This window comes from Collimonas silvisoli (assembly GCF_018305005.1).
In the GTDB taxonomy this organism is placed as follows: Bacteria; Pseudomonadota; Gammaproteobacteria; order Burkholderiales; family Burkholderiaceae_D; genus Collimonas; species Collimonas silvisoli.
Genome location: NZ_JAGQEG010000218.1, coordinates 1 through 1,198 on the forward strand (window position 1 = coordinate 1; position 1,198 = coordinate 1,198).

The window sequence follows — 1,198 nt, forward strand, 5'->3', positions numbered from 1 at the left end:
TGACCTTACCCCTCCAGAGTATCCCAATGTAAAGTTAGTGACTGTGCTGATGGAGAGCTAGTCATGAAGAAATCGAGATTTACGGAAGAGCAGATTATTGGGATCTTGAAGGAAGCGGATGCCGGGATGAAGGTGGCTGATTTGTGCCGTAAGCACGGCATATCGGATGCCACGTTTTATAACTGGCGTAGCAAATTCGGCGGCATGGATGTGCCGGAGGCCCGGCGTTTGAGGTCTCTTGAAGAAGAGAATCAGAAGCTCAAACGACTGGTGGCGGAACAAGCGCTGGATATACTTGTGCTGAAAGACGTTTTGCAAAAAAAGTAGCATTGCCCGCGCAGCGCAAAGAAATCGTGCGGCAAGTCATACAACAATACGATTTCTCTGAGCGGCGGGCCTGTACCTTAGTTGGTCTGAATCGGCGAACTTATCGACGTCCTGCTCCGGCAACGGAGGATGCGCCCGTTCGTCAAAGGATGCGAGAACTGGCGCAAGAGCGGCCACGGTTCGGTTCTCCGCGCCTGCACGTCATGTTGCGTCGTGAAGGCCTGGTAATCAATCATAAGCGTACTGAACGTCTATATCGGGAAGAAGGCCTGTCGCTACGGGGCAGGCGTCGCAAGAAACGACCGAGTCATTTGCGCGTGGTGCTGCCGATGCCACGAGGGCCAGATGAGCGTTGGGCCATGGATTTCGTCTCTGACGCACTGAGCAACGGCAGGAGAATGCGCATGCTGACAGTCATCGACGTATGGAATCGGGAATGCGTGAAGATCGAAGTTGATCACTCACTGACAGGCAGCCGGGTGGCACGTGTGCTTGAGCAGTTGCGCCAAAGTGGGCGTTGTCCTGGCGTTATTCAGGTAGACAACGGTCCGGAATTTATTAGCAAAGCACTGGACGCTTGGGCACATCAGTGCAGTGTGAAGCTACAATTCATCCGGCCAGGCAAGCCTATCGAAAATGCCTACATCGAGAGCTTTAATGGCCGATTGCGCGAAGAATGTTTAAACCAGCATGCGTTTCGCAGCCTGCAAGAGGCCCGCGAGCGCATCGAAGTATGGCGAACCGATTACAACTCGGTTCGCCCGCATAGCGCCCTGGGGCAAATGGCACCGGACCAATTCCGGGTATTGCATCACAACGAAAACAGCGAGATTACTAACTTGCGATTGGTGCACTCAGCGGGGTAAGGTCA

1 protein-coding gene is annotated in these 1,198 nt (G+C 53.7%); it reads left to right on the forward strand.

What is annotated here, in order from left to right; genetic code table 11:
- The first annotated feature begins 63 nt into the window (after positions 1–63).
- A protein-coding gene (locus tag KHU33_RS26080) for an IS3 family transposase (RefSeq protein ID WP_407928323.1) occupies positions 64–1,193 on the forward strand; the annotation gives its coding sequence in 2 pieces (ribosomal slippage) (positions 64–316 and positions 316–1,193; 1,131 coding nt in all).
- The last annotated feature ends 5 nt before the right edge of the window (positions 1,194–1,198 follow it).